The sequence below is a fragment of the Desulfitobacterium sp. THU1 genome (assembly GCF_038181555.1).
GTDB lineage: Bacteria > Bacillota > Desulfitobacteriia > Desulfitobacteriales > Desulfitobacteriaceae > Desulfitobacterium.
This window is the reverse complement of sequence record NZ_JBBWUA010000012.1, coordinates 41,531-59,154: the sequence shown is the minus strand read 5'-3', so window position 1 is coordinate 59,154 and position 17,624 is coordinate 41,531. Positions and strand designations below refer to the sequence as shown.

Annotated in this window: 14 protein-coding genes and 1 riboswitch; of the genes, 12 read left to right on the top strand and 2 right to left on the bottom strand. The window is 45.7% G+C overall.

What is annotated here, in order from left to right; genetic code table 11:
• The first annotated feature begins 66 nt into the window (after positions 1-66).
• From AAC978_RS10960 to AAC978_RS10945, 4 genes are all read left to right on the top strand, one after another.
• Positions 67-2,106: a molybdopterin-dependent oxidoreductase gene (locus AAC978_RS10960; RefSeq protein WP_341548073.1), complete on the top strand. Its 2,040-nt coding sequence runs from the start codon at positions 67-69 to the stop codon at positions 2,104-2,106.
• Positions 2,099-2,647, top strand: coding sequence for a 4Fe-4S dicluster domain-containing protein (locus AAC978_RS10955; protein WP_341548072.1), 549 nt, complete (start codon positions 2,099-2,101; stop codon positions 2,645-2,647). The genes AAC978_RS10960 and AAC978_RS10955 overlap by 8 nt, the downstream gene beginning before the upstream one ends.
• A 128-nt stretch (positions 2,648-2,775) precedes the next feature.
• Positions 2,776-2,869: riboswitch (glycine riboswitch) on the top strand.
• Between the two features lie 156 nt (positions 2,870-3,025).
• Entirely contained in the window at positions 3,026-3,325 is a 300-nt protein-coding gene (locus AAC978_RS10950) for an ACT domain-containing protein (RefSeq protein WP_341548071.1), read from the top strand.
• 12 nt (positions 3,326-3,337) lie between these two features.
• Complete coding sequence (locus AAC978_RS10945; protein WP_341548070.1) at positions 3,338-4,705, top strand: PFL family protein; 1,368 nt, start codon at positions 3,338-3,340, stop codon at positions 4,703-4,705.
• Between the two features lie 19 nt (positions 4,706-4,724).
• Here the strand turns inward: AAC978_RS10945 and AAC978_RS10940 are convergent, their stop codons facing one another.
• On the bottom strand, positions 4,725-5,450 hold the full coding sequence (locus AAC978_RS10940) for a LytR/AlgR family response regulator transcription factor (protein ID WP_341548069.1): 726 nt from the start codon (positions 5,448-5,450) through the stop codon (positions 4,725-4,727).
• Between the two features lie 194 nt (positions 5,451-5,644).
• Here AAC978_RS10940 and AAC978_RS10935 point away from each other — a divergent pair, with 194 nt between their 5' ends.
• From AAC978_RS10935 to AAC978_RS10925, 3 genes are read left to right on the top strand one after another with little or no spacing between them, the layout of a single operon-like run.
• The gene (locus AAC978_RS10935; protein WP_341548068.1) at positions 5,645-6,199 is read left to right on the top strand and encodes a LemA family protein; all 555 of its coding nucleotides are present in this window, start codon (positions 5,645-5,647) and stop codon (positions 6,197-6,199) included.
• Positions 6,200-6,207: 8 nt separating this feature from the next.
• On the top strand, positions 6,208-7,908 hold the full coding sequence (locus AAC978_RS10930) for a DUF2207 family protein (protein WP_341548067.1): 1,701 nt from the start codon (positions 6,208-6,210) through the stop codon (positions 7,906-7,908).
• Positions 7,841-8,830: an SHOCT domain-containing protein gene (locus tag AAC978_RS10925; RefSeq protein WP_341548105.1), complete on the top strand. Its 990-nt coding sequence runs from the start codon at positions 7,841-7,843 to the stop codon at positions 8,828-8,830. Before AAC978_RS10930 ends, AAC978_RS10925 begins: the two co-directional genes overlap by 68 nt.
• Before the next feature lie 181 nt (positions 8,831-9,011).
• Here AAC978_RS10925 and AAC978_RS10920 read toward each other — a convergent pair whose 3' ends face one another.
• Entirely contained in the window at positions 9,012-10,142 is a 1,131-nt protein-coding gene (locus tag AAC978_RS10920; RefSeq protein ID WP_341548066.1) for a sensor histidine kinase, read from the bottom strand.
• A gap of 338 nt (positions 10,143-10,480) precedes the next feature.
• On the opposite strand from AAC978_RS10920, the gene AAC978_RS10915 reads away from it, so the two are divergent.
• From AAC978_RS10915 to AAC978_RS10895, 5 genes are all read left to right on the top strand, one after another.
• Complete coding sequence (locus tag AAC978_RS10915) at positions 10,481-10,801, top strand: hypothetical protein (RefSeq protein ID WP_341548065.1); 321 nt, start codon at positions 10,481-10,483, stop codon at positions 10,799-10,801.
• A gap of 292 nt (positions 10,802-11,093) precedes the next feature.
• Complete coding sequence (locus AAC978_RS10910) at positions 11,094-11,714, top strand: fumarylacetoacetate hydrolase family protein (RefSeq protein WP_341548064.1); 621 nt, start codon at positions 11,094-11,096, stop codon at positions 11,712-11,714.
• A gap of 134 nt (positions 11,715-11,848) precedes the next feature.
• Positions 11,849-14,200: a hydratase gene (locus AAC978_RS10905; protein ID WP_341548063.1), complete on the top strand. Its 2,352-nt coding sequence runs from the start codon at positions 11,849-11,851 to the stop codon at positions 14,198-14,200.
• A 317-nt stretch (positions 14,201-14,517) separates the two neighbouring features.
• Positions 14,518-16,065 (top strand): phosphoenolpyruvate carboxykinase (ATP), encoded by a 1,548-nt coding sequence (gene pckA / locus AAC978_RS10900; protein ID WP_341548062.1) that lies wholly within the window; start codon positions 14,518-14,520, stop codon positions 16,063-16,065.
• Positions 16,066-16,204: 139 nt separating this feature from the next.
• The gene (locus tag AAC978_RS10895; protein ID WP_341548061.1) at positions 16,205-17,623 is read left to right on the top strand and encodes a peptidoglycan DD-metalloendopeptidase family protein; all 1,419 of its coding nucleotides are present in this window, start codon (positions 16,205-16,207) and stop codon (positions 17,621-17,623) included.
• Position 17,624: the final 1 nt, after the last annotated feature.

The window sequence follows — 17,624 nt, the reverse complement described above, 5'->3', positions numbered from 1 at the left end:
TCATACTGAACGCAGTGAAGTATCTTGCCCTATACTATTTTTATCCAACAAAGGCAGGTGCTCGGTATGCCAACGTTTCGTAATACGTGTCCGCGTCATTGCTATAGTTCCTGTAGCATGATTTCCCATATGAGCGGGGGTAAGCTGACGCGAGTCGTTGGCGACTCCGAGCACGGCTATACTCGGGGGAGGCTCTGTGCTAAGGGCTATTCCCTGATTCAATATACCTTGGATGAGTATCGTTTGAAGTACCCGCTGCGACAGGTAAGGCGGGGATCAGGGGAGTGGCGAAGGATCTCTTGGGACCAAGCCTATGAGATGATCGCTGCGAAAATGCTTGAACTGAATGACCGCTACGGTTCCAACCTGGGCTTAGGGTATTATAAAGGCAATGGCAATGCCGGACTCCTGCATCATGCCGTGGAAGGAATGTTCGCGAGTTTGGGTCCTCATACCCGACCCGTAGGAGATATGTGTTCCGCAACGGGGGAAACCGCACTTCGTGAGACCCTAGGCGAGCTTAGCGGTCCTGACCCAGAAGACATGAGCAATGCCGGTCTGATCGTGATCTGGGGAGCCAACCCGGCCAATACGAATATTAACCAGATGAAATTCATCTATGAAGCACGGGAAAAGGGAACCCCGCTGGTGGTGATCGACCCGCTCCTGACCCATACAGCGGATAGAGCGGATTATTATATTCAGATCAAGCCAGGCACCGATAGGTGGCTGGCATGGGGTATAGCCAAACGACTCATCGAGAGTGGTCAGATCGATCATGAGTTCCTTGAGCAAGTGACTCAAGGCTTTGAGGAATATAGGGAAGGACTTGAGAAGATTACCCTTGATGAAGTCTGTTCACAGACGGGAGTTCCTTTAGCGGTCCTTGAAGACCTGGTTGAGCTCTATGCTCACTTTCGCCCCGTCGCCAATTGGCTCGGCTTCGGCATGCAACGTTATCGTCAGGGAGGGGAATCGGTCAAAGCCGTGAGTGCGCTTGCCGCTTTGACAGGGAGCTATAACTCACTCGGGGGTGGGGTGTATTTTCTCCATCGCCCTCAGGAGGAATATCCCCAATCCTTAGCAAAGCATGAGGGGGTTCCACATCCCTTAGTCCCTGCTTCTCGTGAGGTTCCTGTCAACGATTACCCACGTAGCGCGATGAAACTTCAGGATCCGCCCCTTAAAATGCTTTGGCTATCCTGTGGCAATCCTTTAGCCCAAGATTATAATCTTCGAGCCTGGCGTGATTTGTTTCAGCAGATGGAGCTGATTGTCACGGTGGATCTTTACCTGAATCGCACCGCTCGACAGTCTGACCTTGTCCTGCCAGCTGCCTCCTTCTTTGAGGAAGAAGACTTGCATGTAAGCTTTTGGCACAACTGGCTTTCCCTTAACCAAAAGGTATTACCTGCTTTCTATGAAGCGAAGAGTGATTTACAAATTGCTAGGGAATTAACGGTTAAGCTCAATGAACTCCAACCTGGGTTCTCAAATTTTCCCTCTGAAAAGACACCCTGGGATTGGATCGAAGGGGAGTTATCCCCGGAGGTTAGAGAACTTTATGACTTAGAGGACCCTGTTGATCTTAAGAAGCGTTCCTACAAAAGAAGGAAGGAAACTACAAGAGGAAAGGAAGCGCCCTCCGCCCAATGGATATACAATTTCCCCACATTTTTGCCGCACCTGTTTGCTAAAAACCACATCTCTGGCCAAGACGCAGAGTCCTCTCTGATGACTTCCGCGCCGGCGCTGTTTCCCTATAATCTGCTTACCCCCCAATCCTTGCTTAAGTTCCATACCCAATATGAAACGTTAACCTGGCTCAATCCGGAGGGAACGGAGGAGCCCATCATCGAACTGGCGGAGGAGATTGCCCGTCAGCATAATATCCGTGAGGATTCTTGGGTTGAGATCTATAATGAGACTGGATCGATAAGTGGTCGAGCTAAGATTAACCCTGATCTTCCGGAGAATGTCATCCTCGTGGAGCAAAGTGATCGCTATCCTATTAATAGTTTGATCAGTGGCCAAGGACAAGAGGGGGAGAGTATTCCGTATTTTGATTGCAAAGTCAACATCAGGAGGGGGAGAAAAGATGTTTAAAAGAAAGGGCTTCCTCTTTAATGCCAACCTTTGCATCGGCTGCCGTGCTTGTGAGATGGCCTGCCGCAATGAAAACCATACCCCTGCTAATATCCACTGGCGACATGTTAAGGAAATCGATGTGGGGACATACCTATCTATGGCCTGTAACCACTGCGATAGTCCAGAGTGCTTTCGCGTCTGTCCTAAGCATGCCTTTAATAAGCGAAAAGATGGGATTGTGGAGATCGACACTTCCCTTTGCAACGGTTGCCGCATCTGTGTCAAGGCTTGTCCTTATGATGCTCCCCAGTACAATATAAATACCAATAAAGTGACCCGCTGTCAGATGTGCTATCCCCGTCAGGACTATGGGCTACCCCCAGCCTGTGTGGAGGCATGCACCACGGGTGCCTTGACAACCATAGACCTCAATGACCCTCAGCAACCGGAGACAGTGCGAGTGATTCCGGGGTTTGCTGATATTCGGTTAACAAAGCCTTCGATTCGCTTTTATCCACCGCGGCCGAAGAAGAGATATTTTCTTAAGAAGAATTCTTGAGTAAATGGGACTCCTTAGACTGGGTTTGCAATTTTTAGCTACTGTGCTTATAATACAATATAAAGTTAATAGGACTGGATGAAGTTCTCAGGAGTGCATGGGTGTTAAGCCGATGGTAAACTGGAAATGGACAGAACTCTGGAGAGTTCCGCAAGGACGCCGAAGGGGCAAGACAGTTGATATGCTGTCCAATCTCTCAGGCAAAAGGACAGAGGAAGAGCATTTTGAGCGTTTTGGACTACGATTCTTTACAATGGATGGTGCCGGCTCAGATGAATTCTTTTTGCTCACCAGAGTCAAACTTTTAGTTGACTCTTTTTTATTGTCCAAATTGGGAAGCATACAAAGAGTATTAAGTAAGAAAAAGGGGTAAGGAAAATGAGCTTAGAAAGTACTAAGGAAACCTCCAACCGCGTGATCATCTCCATTCTCGGCAAGGATCAGATCGGTATTATCGCTTGGTTGACCGGGCGTTTAGCTGAAAAATCCATCAATATCTTAGATCTTAGCCAAACGATTCTCCAGGGCTTTTTTACCATGATTATGATTGTCGACGTTACTCGAGCAATCGAGTCCTTAGGGGATCTCACGAAGCAGCTGCAGAGTGAGGGCGAAGCCCGTGGCTTAAAAGTTAATGTTCAGCATGAAGACATTTTTGAATTCATGCATCGGGTTTAAGGGGGTAAAACGATGAAAATGCATATCGCTCCCCACGAAATACTACAAACCATTGAGATGGTAGAGAATGAGAACCTCGATATCCGCACAATCACCATGGGTATTAGCTTGTTGGATTGTGCCGGAGATGATATTCGGCGCGTGGAACAAAAGATTTATGATAAAATCACTCAGCAAGCGGAGCATCTCGTGAGTGTAGGGGAAAGTCTATCCGCTCGCTATGGGATTCCCATCGTCAACAAACGGGTTTCCGTAACGCCGATCGCTCTTCTCGGCTCAAGCTTTAACCCGGAGGAAATGGTGCGCTTAGCTAAAGCCCTGGACCGAGCGGCAGAGGTGGTGGGCATCAATTTTTTGGGAGGCTTTTCGGCTTTAGTTCAAAAGGGCCTAACCAAAGGAGATCGGGCCCTCATCGCAGCTATTCCTCAAGCCTTAGCAGAAACGAATCGGGTTTGCTCCTCGGTGAATATCGGTTCTACGAAGACCGGGATCAATATGGATGCGGTCTTAACCATGGGAGAAGTCATTCTTGAATGTGCTCGCCGCACCGCGGACCAAGATGGTATTGCCGCTGCTAAGCTGGTTGTCTTTTGCAATGCACCGGAAGATAACCCCTTCATGGCCGGATCCTTTCATGGGGTAGGCGAACCGGAAACGGTGATCAACGTAGGGGTCAGTGGGCCCGGCGTGGTGGCTCATGCGGTCAAGAAGAGCCCGGATGCGGATTTAGGAGAAATAGCGAACCTGATTAAGCGCACAGCCTTTAAGATTACGCGTATGGGTGAACTCATTGGTCGTGAGGCATCCAAGGCTCTAAATGTGCCCTTTGGGATTGTGGATCTTTCCTTAGCTCCCACCCCAGCGGTGGGGGATAGTGTGGCAGAAATCTTAGAGAACATGGGGCTGGAGCGGTGCGGAGCTCACGGAACCACTGCTGCCTTGGCCTTACTCAATGACGCCGTGAAAAAGGGCGGCGCCATGGCCTCCTCCCATGTGGGGGGGTTGAGCGGAGCTTTTATTCCTGTCTCGGAAGATGCGGGCATGATCCGCGCGGTAGAGGAAGGAGCTTTGAGCATTGAAAAGCTAGAGGCTATGACATGTGTCTGCTCCGTGGGCTTGGATATGATAGCTATTCCCGGGGATGTCGAACCGGAGACGATCGCTGGTATTATCGCCGATGAGGCAGCTATCGGTATGATTAATAAGAAGACAACTGCGGTACGGGTCATTCCGGCCATCGGCAAAAAGGTCGGCGAACGGGTAGAATTCGGGGGACTTCTGGGTGGAGCTCCGGTGATTAAGCTAAATCCCTTTTCTTCCCGGGAGTTTATTCGTAGAGGCGGCAGAATTCCAGCGCCGATCACGAGTCTGTCGAATTAAGTGAAGAGGACAGAGGACATTAGAAAGCCCCTTTTTCCACAAACAAATACTGCATATAAGCTTCTCTTACTTTTCCGTAAAGTAGCCTTGATATTGGAGCGCTTTGCTGAGCACAGGTAATAAGCTCACTAGTATTTAATTCCTGGATGTAGCCCATGTTCACGATGCAGGAACGGTGCACCTTAATAAATTCTTCACGGCTCAGTAGCTCAGGCTCAAAGTCCGAGAGAGAACCGTAGAATTCTTTGACACTGCCATCTGTTATGTGAAAATATAGTTTCTTATTAATGACCTCTAAAAACTCTAGTTTACTAAAGGGAATGCGTACCATTCCGGAAGCAGCTTTAATATGTAAGGCAGCTTCTTTTTTTTGTGAATCCAAAAAAAAACTATCTAAAACAGGGAAGAGCTTTTCTGGAGCACAGGGTTTGAGAAGATAGTAAAAAGCGTCAACAGCATAGCTTTCTATTGCAAATTCAGGTGAAGAGGTCAAGAAGATAATTTTCACCCCACTATCAAATTCCCTAATTTCATGTGCGGCCTCCATACCGTTTAAACCAGGCATTAGTATATCAAGGAGTAGGACATCATAGATATCGTTGCGCATGGTTTCTAAAAGCTCTATGGCATTGGAGAAAGTAACATATTTCATAGAAGCTTTCTTCTCAGCCTGGTATTTTTTTACTAAATTAGTAAGGCGGGTAAGTTCTTGTACATCATCATCACAAATGGCAATTCTCAGCACAGCAGCTAGGCCTCCTAATGTTAATAATAATCCAAGTCTATCTTATCATAAAAATAGGAAATTGTTAGAAACTTTGTTCAATTTTTCAGGGCGGAAAAACTACATTTCACGCCCTAAATATTTCTTTGAAGTTATTTTTGCTATGCTCGTATTGAGGTATTTACGCTAAGTATATTTATGAAGGAGGGCTTTTTTTGCTAAAATCATTGATAATCTTAGGCATCATTGTGGTGCTCCTTGTACTTTGGGTTATGTCTACTCAGCGCAGACTGGTGGTTTTAGATGAGAATATCAACAATGCTATGAGCCAGATTGGCGTCCAGCTGTCCTCGAGGTTTGACGCTTTGACAGCTTTATTGGATTTAACCAAGGGCTATGCTCAGCATGAAAGTGAGACCCTAATTGAGACGATCAAGTCACGTCGCAGTGTCATCACTGCCTCTTCATCTCCAAAAGATGTCTTAAGACAGGAGGGGATTATTGCTGAGGCTTTGGGGAGGATTGCCATGGTGGCTGAGCAATATCCAGAACTTAAAGCCAATGAGACCTATGCGGAGACCATGGAAGCAGTCAATTTATACGAAAATTTAGTGCGTACCAGTCGTTTAATATATAACGATAGTGTGACCAAGCTGAATCGAGAGATTCGCATGTTTCCAGTATTGCTGATCGCAGGAATGCTGGGTTTTCGACAAAGAGAGTATTTGCAAGAGCAGGGGGATAAGGCGATTATGCCCAGCATGAAATGAGGTCTACTATGAAAACAATCTTAAGATATCTTAGCTGTATTCTCATTATTATAGTCCTAGTAACGAGTGAAGCTCATCAGGTCTTTGCCCAAAATCAGGTCGGGAGTATTGATATAGAGGCTGTCGTCTATGACGATGGTTCAATGTATGTCAGCCAGGTATGGGAGGGTGATTTTGATGAAGGAACCGAGGTCTATATCCCCTTGGCAGCGGCGGATTATCTTAAGCTCAATGATTTGAGGGTGGCTGACGACAAGGGAGTTTATCAGGTGGTGGAGCCCTGGGATATCGAGGCCGGCTTTGAGGATAAAGCTTATAAATGTGGGCTCATCTATACGGATGAAGGTTATGAGATCTGCTTCGGTATTAGTGAGTATGGGAACAACCGTTATGCTATTGAGTATCGGTTGGAAAACGTCATTACAAGCTATACCGATCTGGACGGGGTGAACTTTCAATTTGTTAATAGCGGCATGAATACCACCCCTACGGATGTGAAGGTAGAAATACGCTTAGCTGATGGAATACCCCTTAATGATGAGGTGAGCGACATCTGGGCTTTCGGCTATGAGGGTCAGGTGGTTTTTGAAGACGGGGCAATCAGAGCTTTTACGGAGAAACCAATAACTGGGGACAACCATGTAACAGTTATGATGAATTTTAACAAAGGTCTTCTTGAGCCTGCGCGGACTGAGAATTCTAGCTTTGCAGAGGTCAAGGATGGAGCCTTTCAAGCTAGCAATTATGACAAGGAAAGTCCTGAGGAGGAAGTTTCAGCGCTGGCAGCCTTTTTAACGGTAGTGATCTCGATGGGATTCCCCCTGGCACTTATCCTGTTGATTAGCAAGCACAAAAAGAGAAGTGCTGCTAAGAAAATGCAAAAGTTTGCCCAGCAAGTGGGTTATTTTCGGGAGGTACCCAACAACGGTAATATTCAAGCAACCTACGCTTTAGGAAGAATGTTTGAGCTTTGTGAGGATGGTGCGATTCTGGGGACGGGAATGCTTCGCTTGATACAGCTGGGTTGTCTAGCTCCTGTCCGGCTGGAAGAGGTGGGGTTTATGGGCAAGACAAAGGAAATCGTTAGCCTAGAGCTTAAAGGCAGTAACCACAAAGAGATGAACGAATATGATGAGTATTTGTATACAGTTTTAGAAGGGGCGGCAGGGTCAGACGGAGTCTTACAGCCTAAGGAGCTGCCAAGATTCGCTGATAAAAACTATAACCTGCTGCGAAATTATATTAACCAATCGAATATAGGGGGTATTAGGTATCTAAAGGAAAGGCAGTGCCTGACCCGCTGGGAACGGGATGCAAAACTTAATGATCTCACCCCAAGCGGTGAAAAAGAGTTAGGGGAACTGGTAGGCTTTAAGCACTATCTGGAGGATTTCTCTCTAGTGGCCGAGCGGGGGGTGCAAGAAATGCCCCTTTGGCAAGAGTTATTATCCTATGCTTTACTTTTTGGCATCGCAGACAAGGTAGCCCAGCAGATGCAGGAAGTTTACCCCCGGCTAGAGCCTGAAGTAGAGCAATACAGCCAAAACTTAAGTACATCTTATGCCTATAGTCAAATGATGGTCGTTAACATGCGGCAAGCTGAAGAAAGACGAGCACAGGTAGTCCGTAGCAAGGGTAGTGGTGGGTTTTCATCCTTGGGAGGCGGTGGAGGCTCAGTTGGCGGTGGCCGTGGCGGTGGAACAAGGTAAAGAGTTTTTAAGGGAGGAACTTACTATGGGATTATTTTCATCCAAGAGAAACCCTTGCGGAATTTGTGGGGGGGCAACCCCGCGGATTTTTGCCAGAGTGATTGAAGAACAGCCCCTTTGCAGTGATTGTGACGGTAGAATCGATATGGAGCCTAGCTTGCAGGATAATTTGACCCTTCAAAGTATCAAAGAGCATTTTGTGTATTTGGAGGAAAACCAGGTTCTGCGCGAAAACTTTGTGATATCAAAAGATCTTGATTTTGGTTTCTTTCGTGAAAAAGTTATCTTTGATTTTTATAATAAGCTTTTTTGTATGAGTGGAGAACCTGACAAAATGGTTTTTTCAGGTAGTCATCTCAAGTCCTTTACGATTAAAGAGGATCAGGAGCTTCTTTTTGAAGGATCTTCAGCTGGATTAAAGCGTTATACCAGCAGTGTGCCTGACCGTGTTGCCGCTCTAGCTCCTCAGATGGCGATGATTAGAATGACAGCGCAGGTAGCTAATCAGCTTGATCAGGATGTGGACAACAAAAATAGCTATCGTCCAAGAATGGATCTACCTGAGCCCTTTGAAGAATTTCACATTGAGCTGAAGCTGGAGCATCCTTATTGGCAGATTATCGAATTTAAAGTGAGTGGCCCTGATTTCAACAATACCTACCCCGATGCGAACTCCTATATGCGTGAGTATGATCTGACTGCGGCTAAGTTAGAAGAGCTAGCTAGCTCCTTAATGTATATTGCTTTCCCGGATGCGGAGGAAATGCTTGTGGGTAGGGCTAATCCTTTACTACAGGGAATGGCGACCGAAACACCGGTGGATAGCATCGAAGAAATCAGGCGCTTTAAAGACTTACTGGAAGAAGGGATAATCACAGAGACGGAGTTTGTCGCCAAGAAAAAACAGCTCCTAGGAATATAGGGAGAGGCAGAGGTGAGGAAAGTTATCTCTGGGTTGTTGCAAAGCAATAACCGGTAGCAAGGGAGGCTGTAACGAACAGGAAGGGCTCCACTCAATAAATAGCGTGCCGCCAAGAGGTTGTTAATAACCAGGGCGGCACGCTATTCAAAAAAAGCCAAGAGCAACCTTAAAGGAATAAATTCTAACCGTTGCCTAAGGGCAGCACAATTTTAAGAGTGAAAATAGCACTGTTAGCTGCAAAGGAGCAGTAGCCTTTGTGTTTCTCGGCAATCATCATGATACTTTTGGTGCCGAAGCCGTGATCGGAGTCATTGTCTGGTCTTTGTGGCAGACCGTTCTTCATTACTAACTGGCCAGTATAGCTATTCTCAATGAGAATGAGCAATTTACCCTTATGAGTTTGGCAGTTAGCACGCACTGTTCTAGAATGCTCATCATTTACCTGAGATGCAGCGCTAATTGCATTCTCAAGTCCGTTGGAAAGCAAAGCGCAAAGCTCAGTTTCGGGAAAGGGAAGACTCGGCGGTAAGTTAGCCTTCACTATGAATTTGACACCGTTTGTCTTTGCTTTATTCGCAAAGGAAGAAAGAATAAGATTGACAGTGTTGTTATTCGAAAAGCGGTCGGGGGTCATTTCCTCAATATCCGCTTGGGTAAGCTGAATATAGTCTAAGGCTTGCTGCTGTTCTCCATCCGCAAGATAACCTCTGATCAGGGAAAGATGATGGCGCATATCGTGCCGGTATATAGCAACGGCTTTCTGGGTTTCTTTTAGGGCAGACATTTCAAATTCAGATTGTTTGAAAAGTAGCTGTAGATTGGCATTTTCTCTCGCGATATCCCTTTTTTGCTTAGAGATTTTCAAATACATAACTGAGAATAAAAAATAAACAACAACAATAGCTGAGTCCAAGAACTCCACCACCGCAGGTCCCCCGCTATACAACAAATCACTGTATACGGTAATGCCGTATGCGATGAGGTAAAAAGTTAGCGGCACATATATAAATAAAGAAATAACCTTCTGACCTTCTTGCTTCAACCCTACGATGATGGGTGCTGCTGTTTTTATGATTAGTACCATCAAAGGTATGGTGATAACGATTTGTACCCAATAGGAGACATCAGGGCTATATCCCCAAAAATATGAAATTATTGTGCCGAACCATTTTCGTGGAGTGCATAATAAATAGGCTGTTAATACAGAAACTAGGGCGATGTTAATTGGCTTTTTGTAATAGCATACCAAGAGAATAACTAAGGGTATATGCGTAATAATGGGATAGGATTTATATAAAAAATCTTCACCCAAAGACAAATACAAAACAAATTGTAGTAATAATAAGCCGAGGGCTATAAAAACAATGCTTTTTAAATTCCGTTTCAGAGGAACATTCGCAAAGGATAAAGAGATGATCAGTCCATAGATTAAAACAAATAAGGAATTGATGATAGATAAAGATATCATTATGATTACCCTCGCTCATCTAGTAAAAGCTTGCTCTATTTTGGATAAATTGGTTTCTAGTCAACCTTGAAGTAGCTTGAAAAGTCTTAGATAACAGAATAAGTATAGCATGAAAATGTGTTTAGTTAGTATTTATTTCTATGTATGGCTGAGTTTGGAAAGGTAGAAGGAAGGGATTTGGCATGACTACAATAATCATCTATTTGGTCGCAGGAATTAGCACCACAGCTTTTGTGATTTTGTGGTTTTGGGTGGCGCGCCAAGAGCTGTTGGCTAAACAATCTACAGTTCAAAGTGCCGGAAGTCAACTCATCGTCTGTCACAAAAAGTATCTACAATCAGAAGACGGGCTAGAGGAGATAAATGCAAAGAATATTTTACTGCGTAGTCAAGATATATATATCCAGTCTGTAAAGCTCTATAACCAAACTCTGAAAAAACCTTGGAATCGCATTCCCGGAATTTTTATGGGATTCTGTATGCTAGATGAAAAGGAAGATTGATTCGCCCCTCCTGTTGAAAACCAACAGGAAGGGCAATTTTTTGTTACTGTGCGTGCCCAGGTACGCTTTATCTAGCTGGTAAAAGCCCGTCTGTGCTCCTTTTTTCTAAGCTATAGCTAGGCCTGTCCCAAATACGAAGGCGCCTTCGTATTTGGGACAAGCGTGCCTTTATCACTTCCTTATACTTTCTTAAGTCGAGACTTCTCTGTTGACTTGTGGCATCGTGGTAGACATCTAGGTTATAATAATATAGTTATAATAATATAAGTAAATGAGGGAAATGAGGGGAAACATGTCGATTCGAAATATTTACTGCGTGGGTCGCAATTACCGAGTACATGCTGAAGAATTAAATAATGCGGTGCCGGAAGCTCCGCTGATTTTTACGAAACCAACTCATGCTTATACGGAGACCAAGGGGCAGACGATCAAAATGCCGACCGACAAAGGGGCCGTGCATTATGAAGTGGAACTCGTCATCCATCTGGCCCATGCTTACGAAAAAGGCATGACCGCCGATGAACTGATTGATAAGATGGCAATTGGGGTGGACTTCACCTTAAGGCAGTTGCAAGACGAACTGAAAAAGAAAGGTTATCCTTGGTTGCCTGCTAAGGGATTCCCCAATTCTGCTCTTTGCTCCCGATGGATGCCTTTCGCCGGTATGGAAGCGACTAAGGAGCATGATTTCGCTCTGCTGAAGAATGGGCAAGAAGTCCAGCGCGGGAATATTAAAGACATGATTTTTGACATTCCAACGATTCTGGAATATGTCGCCAAGGAATTTGGACTCGGAGCCGGGGATGTTATCTTCATGGGAACTCCTGCAGGGGTGGGGAAAGTGCAGGAAGGGGATCATTTAATCCTCAATTGGCAAGAAACCAAAGTCGGGGAGTGTCAAATCATTTTCTAATTTCTAAAAAACTATTAAATATTGTATACATGGTGTAAAAAGGTTGATAGAATGTAAAATTCTCGGTAAATTTAAACCATGCCTCAGTAGAGGAAGAAGAATCGTAGAAAAACCTTAGAGTATGGAGGATGAACATGGTACGTTTAATTAATAATGGCATATACCTGATTCGAGGGAAACAAGCCTTAGAGGTTAAGGATACAAATGTGCTTTATGATCTGGCGGGGCAACCCGTCCAACCGGAACAGCTTCCTCAAGAAGTTGTACTGGATCGTCAAAGTGCCCAGCAAAATACGATGGCTTATCAGATCTTATCCCGACATAACACTTCCGGCAATATGGAGCAATTAAAGATTCGCTTCGATGCTTTGACATCTCATGATATTACCTATGTAGGGATTGTCCAAACGGCCCGTGCCAGCGGCTTAAAGGAATTTCCCCTTCCTTATGTTTTGACCAACTGTCATAATAGCTTATCGGCAGTCGGGGGAACCATCAATGAAGATGATCATGTGTTTGGTCTTTCCGCGGCCCAAAAATATGGTGGCATCTTTGTTCCGGCCCATCAAGCAGTTATTCATCAATATATGAGAGAAATGATGACCGGCGGCGGCAAGATGCTGCTTGGCTCAGACAGCCATACTCGTTATGGAGCCTTTGGTACCATGGGTGTCGGCGAAGGAGGACCGGAGCTTGTTAAACAGCTCTTGCAGAAGACCTATGATATCAAATATCCCGGAGTTGTCGCCATCTATCTGGAAGGTAAACCACAGCCTGGGGTAGGACCCCAAGACGTGGCCTTAGCGATTATTCGGGCCGTCTTCAACAATGGCTTTGTCAAAAATAAAGTCATGGAGTTCGTGGGCCCCGGTATTGCGAACTTATCGGTTGATTTCCGGAGCGGCATCGATGTGATGACCACGGAGACTACTTGCTTAAGCTCCATTTGGGTCACTGATGAGCAAGTGAAGAAGTATATGGAGATCCATGGCCGTGGCGAAGCTTATGCCAAAGTCGAGCCGGGGAATGTGGCTTATTATGACGGCATGGTTCACGTAGATTTAAGCAAGATCAGACCGATGATTGCATTACCCTTCCATCCCAGCAACGCCTATACGATTGAGGAGCTCAACCAAAACCCCTATGATATCCTCAAGCAGGTAGAGACAGAGGGCAGAAAACAGCTGGATAACCCGAAAATCAATTTCAACCTGACGGATCGCATCAAAAATAGTCGCCTGTTTGTAGATCAAGCGATCGTTGCCGGCTGTGCCGGTGGTAGCTATGAAAACATTATGGATGTAGCCGCTATCGTCGATAGCCAATCCGTCGGTAGTGATTACTTTTCCTTTAGTGTCTATCCTGCCAGTCAGCCTATTTACTACGAGCTCATCAAGCGCGGCGCCATCGGCAAGCTCATGCAAGCAGGAGCGCTGATCAAGACAGCCTTCTGTGGTCCCTGCTTTGGCGCGGGGGATGTACCGGCCAATGGTCAGCTGAGTATTCGCCATACCACTAGGAACTTCCCTAACCGGGAGGGTTCCAAACCGGGTGATCTGCAGATTTCTTCGGTTGCGTTGATGGACGCCCGTTCCATAGCCGCCACCGTAATCAATGGCGGTCGACTCACTCCTGCTACAGAGGTTGAGTATACACCCGCAGACTCTGAGTATGAATTCAATGCCGATATCTATGCGAAGAGAGTATATCAAGGCTTCGGTCAAGCTAAGCCCGAAACGGAGTTGAAGTTTGGTCCTAATATCGCCGACTGGCCGGAGATGATTGCCCTCCCGGAGAATATCCTCTTAAAATTTGCCGCAGTGGTCCATGATCCGGTGACCACCACGGATGAGTTAATTCCGTCTGGGGAAACCTCTTCTTACCGTTCCAACCCCTTACGACTTGCCGAATTCACCCTTTCTCGAAAGGAACCACTCTATGTATCCCGTGCTAAGGCGGTTCATGCCTTGGAGAAAGAACGTCAAGGTATTCGGTCCGGTCAAAAAAATCTTAGCGGTGTAACGGAGGAATTGCGCGCAGTAGCTGAGCAAATGCTTAAGGCTGATCCAGCCCTTGGAACTGCGGAGAACGCTCTAGCGAATACCGGAATAGGTACGGTGATTTATGCTGTAAAACCTGGCGATGGCTCCGCCCGGGAACAGGCAGCATCCTGCCAGAGGGTTCTAGGTGGCATGGCTAACATCGCTCAAGAGTACGCCACAAAACGGTATCGCAGCAATCTAATCAACTGGGGCATGCTCCCCTTTACTTGGGACTTTGATGAGAATATTACCTTCGAGGTGGATGACACTATTTTCATCCCAGGGATTCGTCAAAGCATCTTGAATGAGGATGAATACATCACTGGTCAACTGGTAACAGCGACAGGGGTTAAAGAGATGAAGCTCCAACTCAATCCTCTGACTCAAGATGAGCGCGAAATCATCCTCAAAGGTAGCTTGATCAATTACTATGCTGCGGAATAGAGCGTTCTAGGGGAGAAACAAAGAACAACACAACACACACTATATATCTAAAATTGCAGAAACTAGCTAAACCATAAAACCAAACAAAAATGCAAAACCTATAAAAACGCTGGAAACTTCAGAAGAGGATTTTCCGGCGTTTTTCTTGCATCAGCTTGCGTTATCTTGCGGGTCAGGCATCGTCTTGGAAATAGTTTTTTAAAGAATATCGAAAATATGGGTGCCAAATCTGCGTAACAGCTGTTATAATGATGAATGTGTGTTGTATGCGCAATGTATTTTGTATATTTTATCACGGAAAAAGGAGTTACGTTATCATGGATCAAACAATTCATCATAATTTAGAGGTTTCAGAACTAGTGAATAGTGCCCTTAAACGCGGTGAAGGTGTTCTTTCTTCAACTGGTGCATTTCATGTCAGTACGGGGAAATATACAGGTCGTTCCCCTTTAGATAAGTTTATTGTCGATGAACCTTCTGTTCATGATCAAATCGACTGGGGCTCGGTAAACCGTCCGATTTCTCAGGAGAATTTTCAGCGTCTCTACGATGAAGTGAAAGCGTATGTAGAAACAAGAGAGGAGCTATTCATTTTTGATGGCTTTGCCGGAGCGGATGTAGAATATCGGCTACCTATTCGTGTTATTAATGAATTCGCCTGGCAAAATCTCTTTGTTCACCAGCTTTTTATTCGTCCTAACCAAGAGGAATTGCAAAATCATCAAGCTCAATTCACGATTTACGCTGTACCTGGATTCAAAGCCGACCCGGAAGTTCATGGGACCCACTCCGAGGCTTTTATTATCTGCTCCTTTGAGAAACGTGTCGTATTAATCGGTGGCACCCATTATGCCGGAGAAATGAAGAAATCTATCTTTAGCGTTATGAATTACTTTTTGCCTTTACGGGAAGTTGTACCCATGCATTGTTCGGCGAATATCGGCAAAGATGGGGATGTGGCTCTCTTCTTTGGCTTGTCCGGAACGGGTAAAACGACCTTATCTGCTGATCCTGAGCGGTTTTTAATCGGGGATGATGAGCATGGTTGGTCCAAAAATGGTGTCTTTAATTTTGAGGGCGGGTGCTACGCCAAATGCATTAACCTTTCTCAAGAAAAAGAACCCCAGATTTGGAATGCGATTAAATATGGAACGGTTCTGGAAAATGTAGTGCTGAATTCGGATGAGAAGGTGGCAGATTACAACGATGCATCTCTAACCGAGAATACGCGGGCTGCCTATCCGATTGATTATATCGAAGGCTCAGTTATCCCTGGGGTAGGAGGACAGCCTCAGGTTATTGTATTCCTCACTGCGGATGCTTTTGGGGTATTGCCTCCCATTGCTAAATTGACCAAGGAACAGGCAATGTATCATTTTCTATCCGGCTACACCTCCAAGCTGGCAGGTACCGAACGAGGAATTACCGAACCTCAGGCAACCTTTTCCACCTGCTTCGGTGCCCCCTTCCTCCCCTTGGCACCCCAAGTTTATGCACAGATGTTAGGGGAGAGAATTGATAACTATGGCACTCAAGTTTATTTGGTGAATACGGGCTGGTCCGGTGGGGCCTATGGAGTAGGTAAGCGGATTAACTTGAAATACACCCGGGCTATGATTACGGCAGCACTGAACGGCTCTCTGGCAAAGGCCAAGTTTACGGCTGACCCTAACTTTGGAATTTTGGTCCCCGATCGGGTGGCTGGGGTACCCAGTGAGGTGTTGAAGCCAAGACTCACTTGGCAGGATAAAGAAGCATATGACCACAATGCCAAAGAATTGGCTGAGCGTTTCCGAAAGAACTTTGAACAATTTAAGCAGGTCGCGGCAGAAATACGCGCGGCAGGGCCGCAATCCGTCGCGTGAGAAATAAAGCGCTTTTTGTAGAGATTTGTGGAGATAGAATTTTTTTATGAGAATCATAAAAAATCCTATGTTTTTTCACAAAATCTTCACATCCATCCTGTATAATAAGCGAAGTTGTTTGTGATTTAGGAGGTAAGCGATGCAGCCTGTGAAGATTATTACAGAGTCAAAGATTCGGCTTCAGTCCTGGCTTCAGTCTTTAAATAAACTATCGTGGAAATCCCCAAAGGTGATCGGGGGAGCGTTAACAGCATTATTAGTCCTCGGAGGAGGGGGATTTTATCTAAGCTCCACAGCTCCGGCAGCTTATGTGGTCGTCAATGGAGTAAACGTTGGGATCGTGGAAAATGTTAGAGCAGGCGAAGAGCTCGTCGAACAAATCCTCGCCGAAGAGGGTGCTGCTTTTGGCGAAACGGCCAAGACCCATGACCAAATTGAATTCAATACGGCACGGATGGATAATCAATTTACTGCCTTATCCAAAGCGGAGCTCAAAGAAAAGCTGACCCTTTATATTGAGGCCGTTGAGGTTAACATTGCGGGCAACTCCCTTTTTAATCTGGCGGATCAAAAGGATGTCGATGAACTGATAAAAGCTTATCAAGGAATCTACGTTCACGAGGATGAAAAGAACGTCGTTAAAAATGTCTCTTTTGATGAAGAGATCGAGATTAAAGATGTTGAAGTATTGCCCGAACAGGTCACCACAGTTGATGCAGCCTTCGCTAAGCTCAAAGAAGGAAATATCCAAAAAGAAGAATACGTCATAGCGGAAAACGATTCTTGGTGGCTTATCGCCCGTAAGAATGATCTCAAAACCGTGGAAGTTCTGGCTGCAAACCCAGGGACAACACTGGATACGGTGATTAAGCCTGGGGAAAAGATAATGATTGAGAAAATCACACCTTATCTTACGGTGGTTTTTGAAGGGACGAAAACCGATACGGAAACCATCCCTTTTGATGTGGTGACAAAGGTTGATAGCAAATTAGCCAGCGGGACCTCCAAGGTAACTAAAGCTGGAGCTGATGGGGAAAAAGTCGTTACATATTCTTATGTGCAAAAAAATGATAAAGTAGTTTCTAAAGCCGTTGTTGACGAGAAAGTCACGAAAGAAGCAGTATCGCAGGTGGTCGCGAAAGGACCGAAGCGGGTACAAGTAGCCAGCGCTTCCCGGGGTAGTGGTGTTGTGCCGGGCTTAGTTAGGCCTTATGGGGGAAGTACAAGCTCTTATTATGGCTATCGGGGTGGAGAATTCCACACGGGTATAGACTATGCCGGACCGGTTGGAGAATCCTTTGTAGCTGCGGCGGCAGGAACTGTTATCAGTGCAGGCTGGCAAGGGAATTATGGTAATTGCATCGTGATCGATCATGGCAATGGTATTCAGACTCGCTATGCTCATGCCTCAAAATTATTGGTTTCTGTGGGACAATCTGTCTCTCAAGGAGAAACCATCGGCTTAGTTGGCTCCACAGGACGCTCAACCGGATCCCATTTGCATTTTGAGGTCATCGTCAATGGCGATACCGTCAATCCTAGAAATTACGTACGCTAAA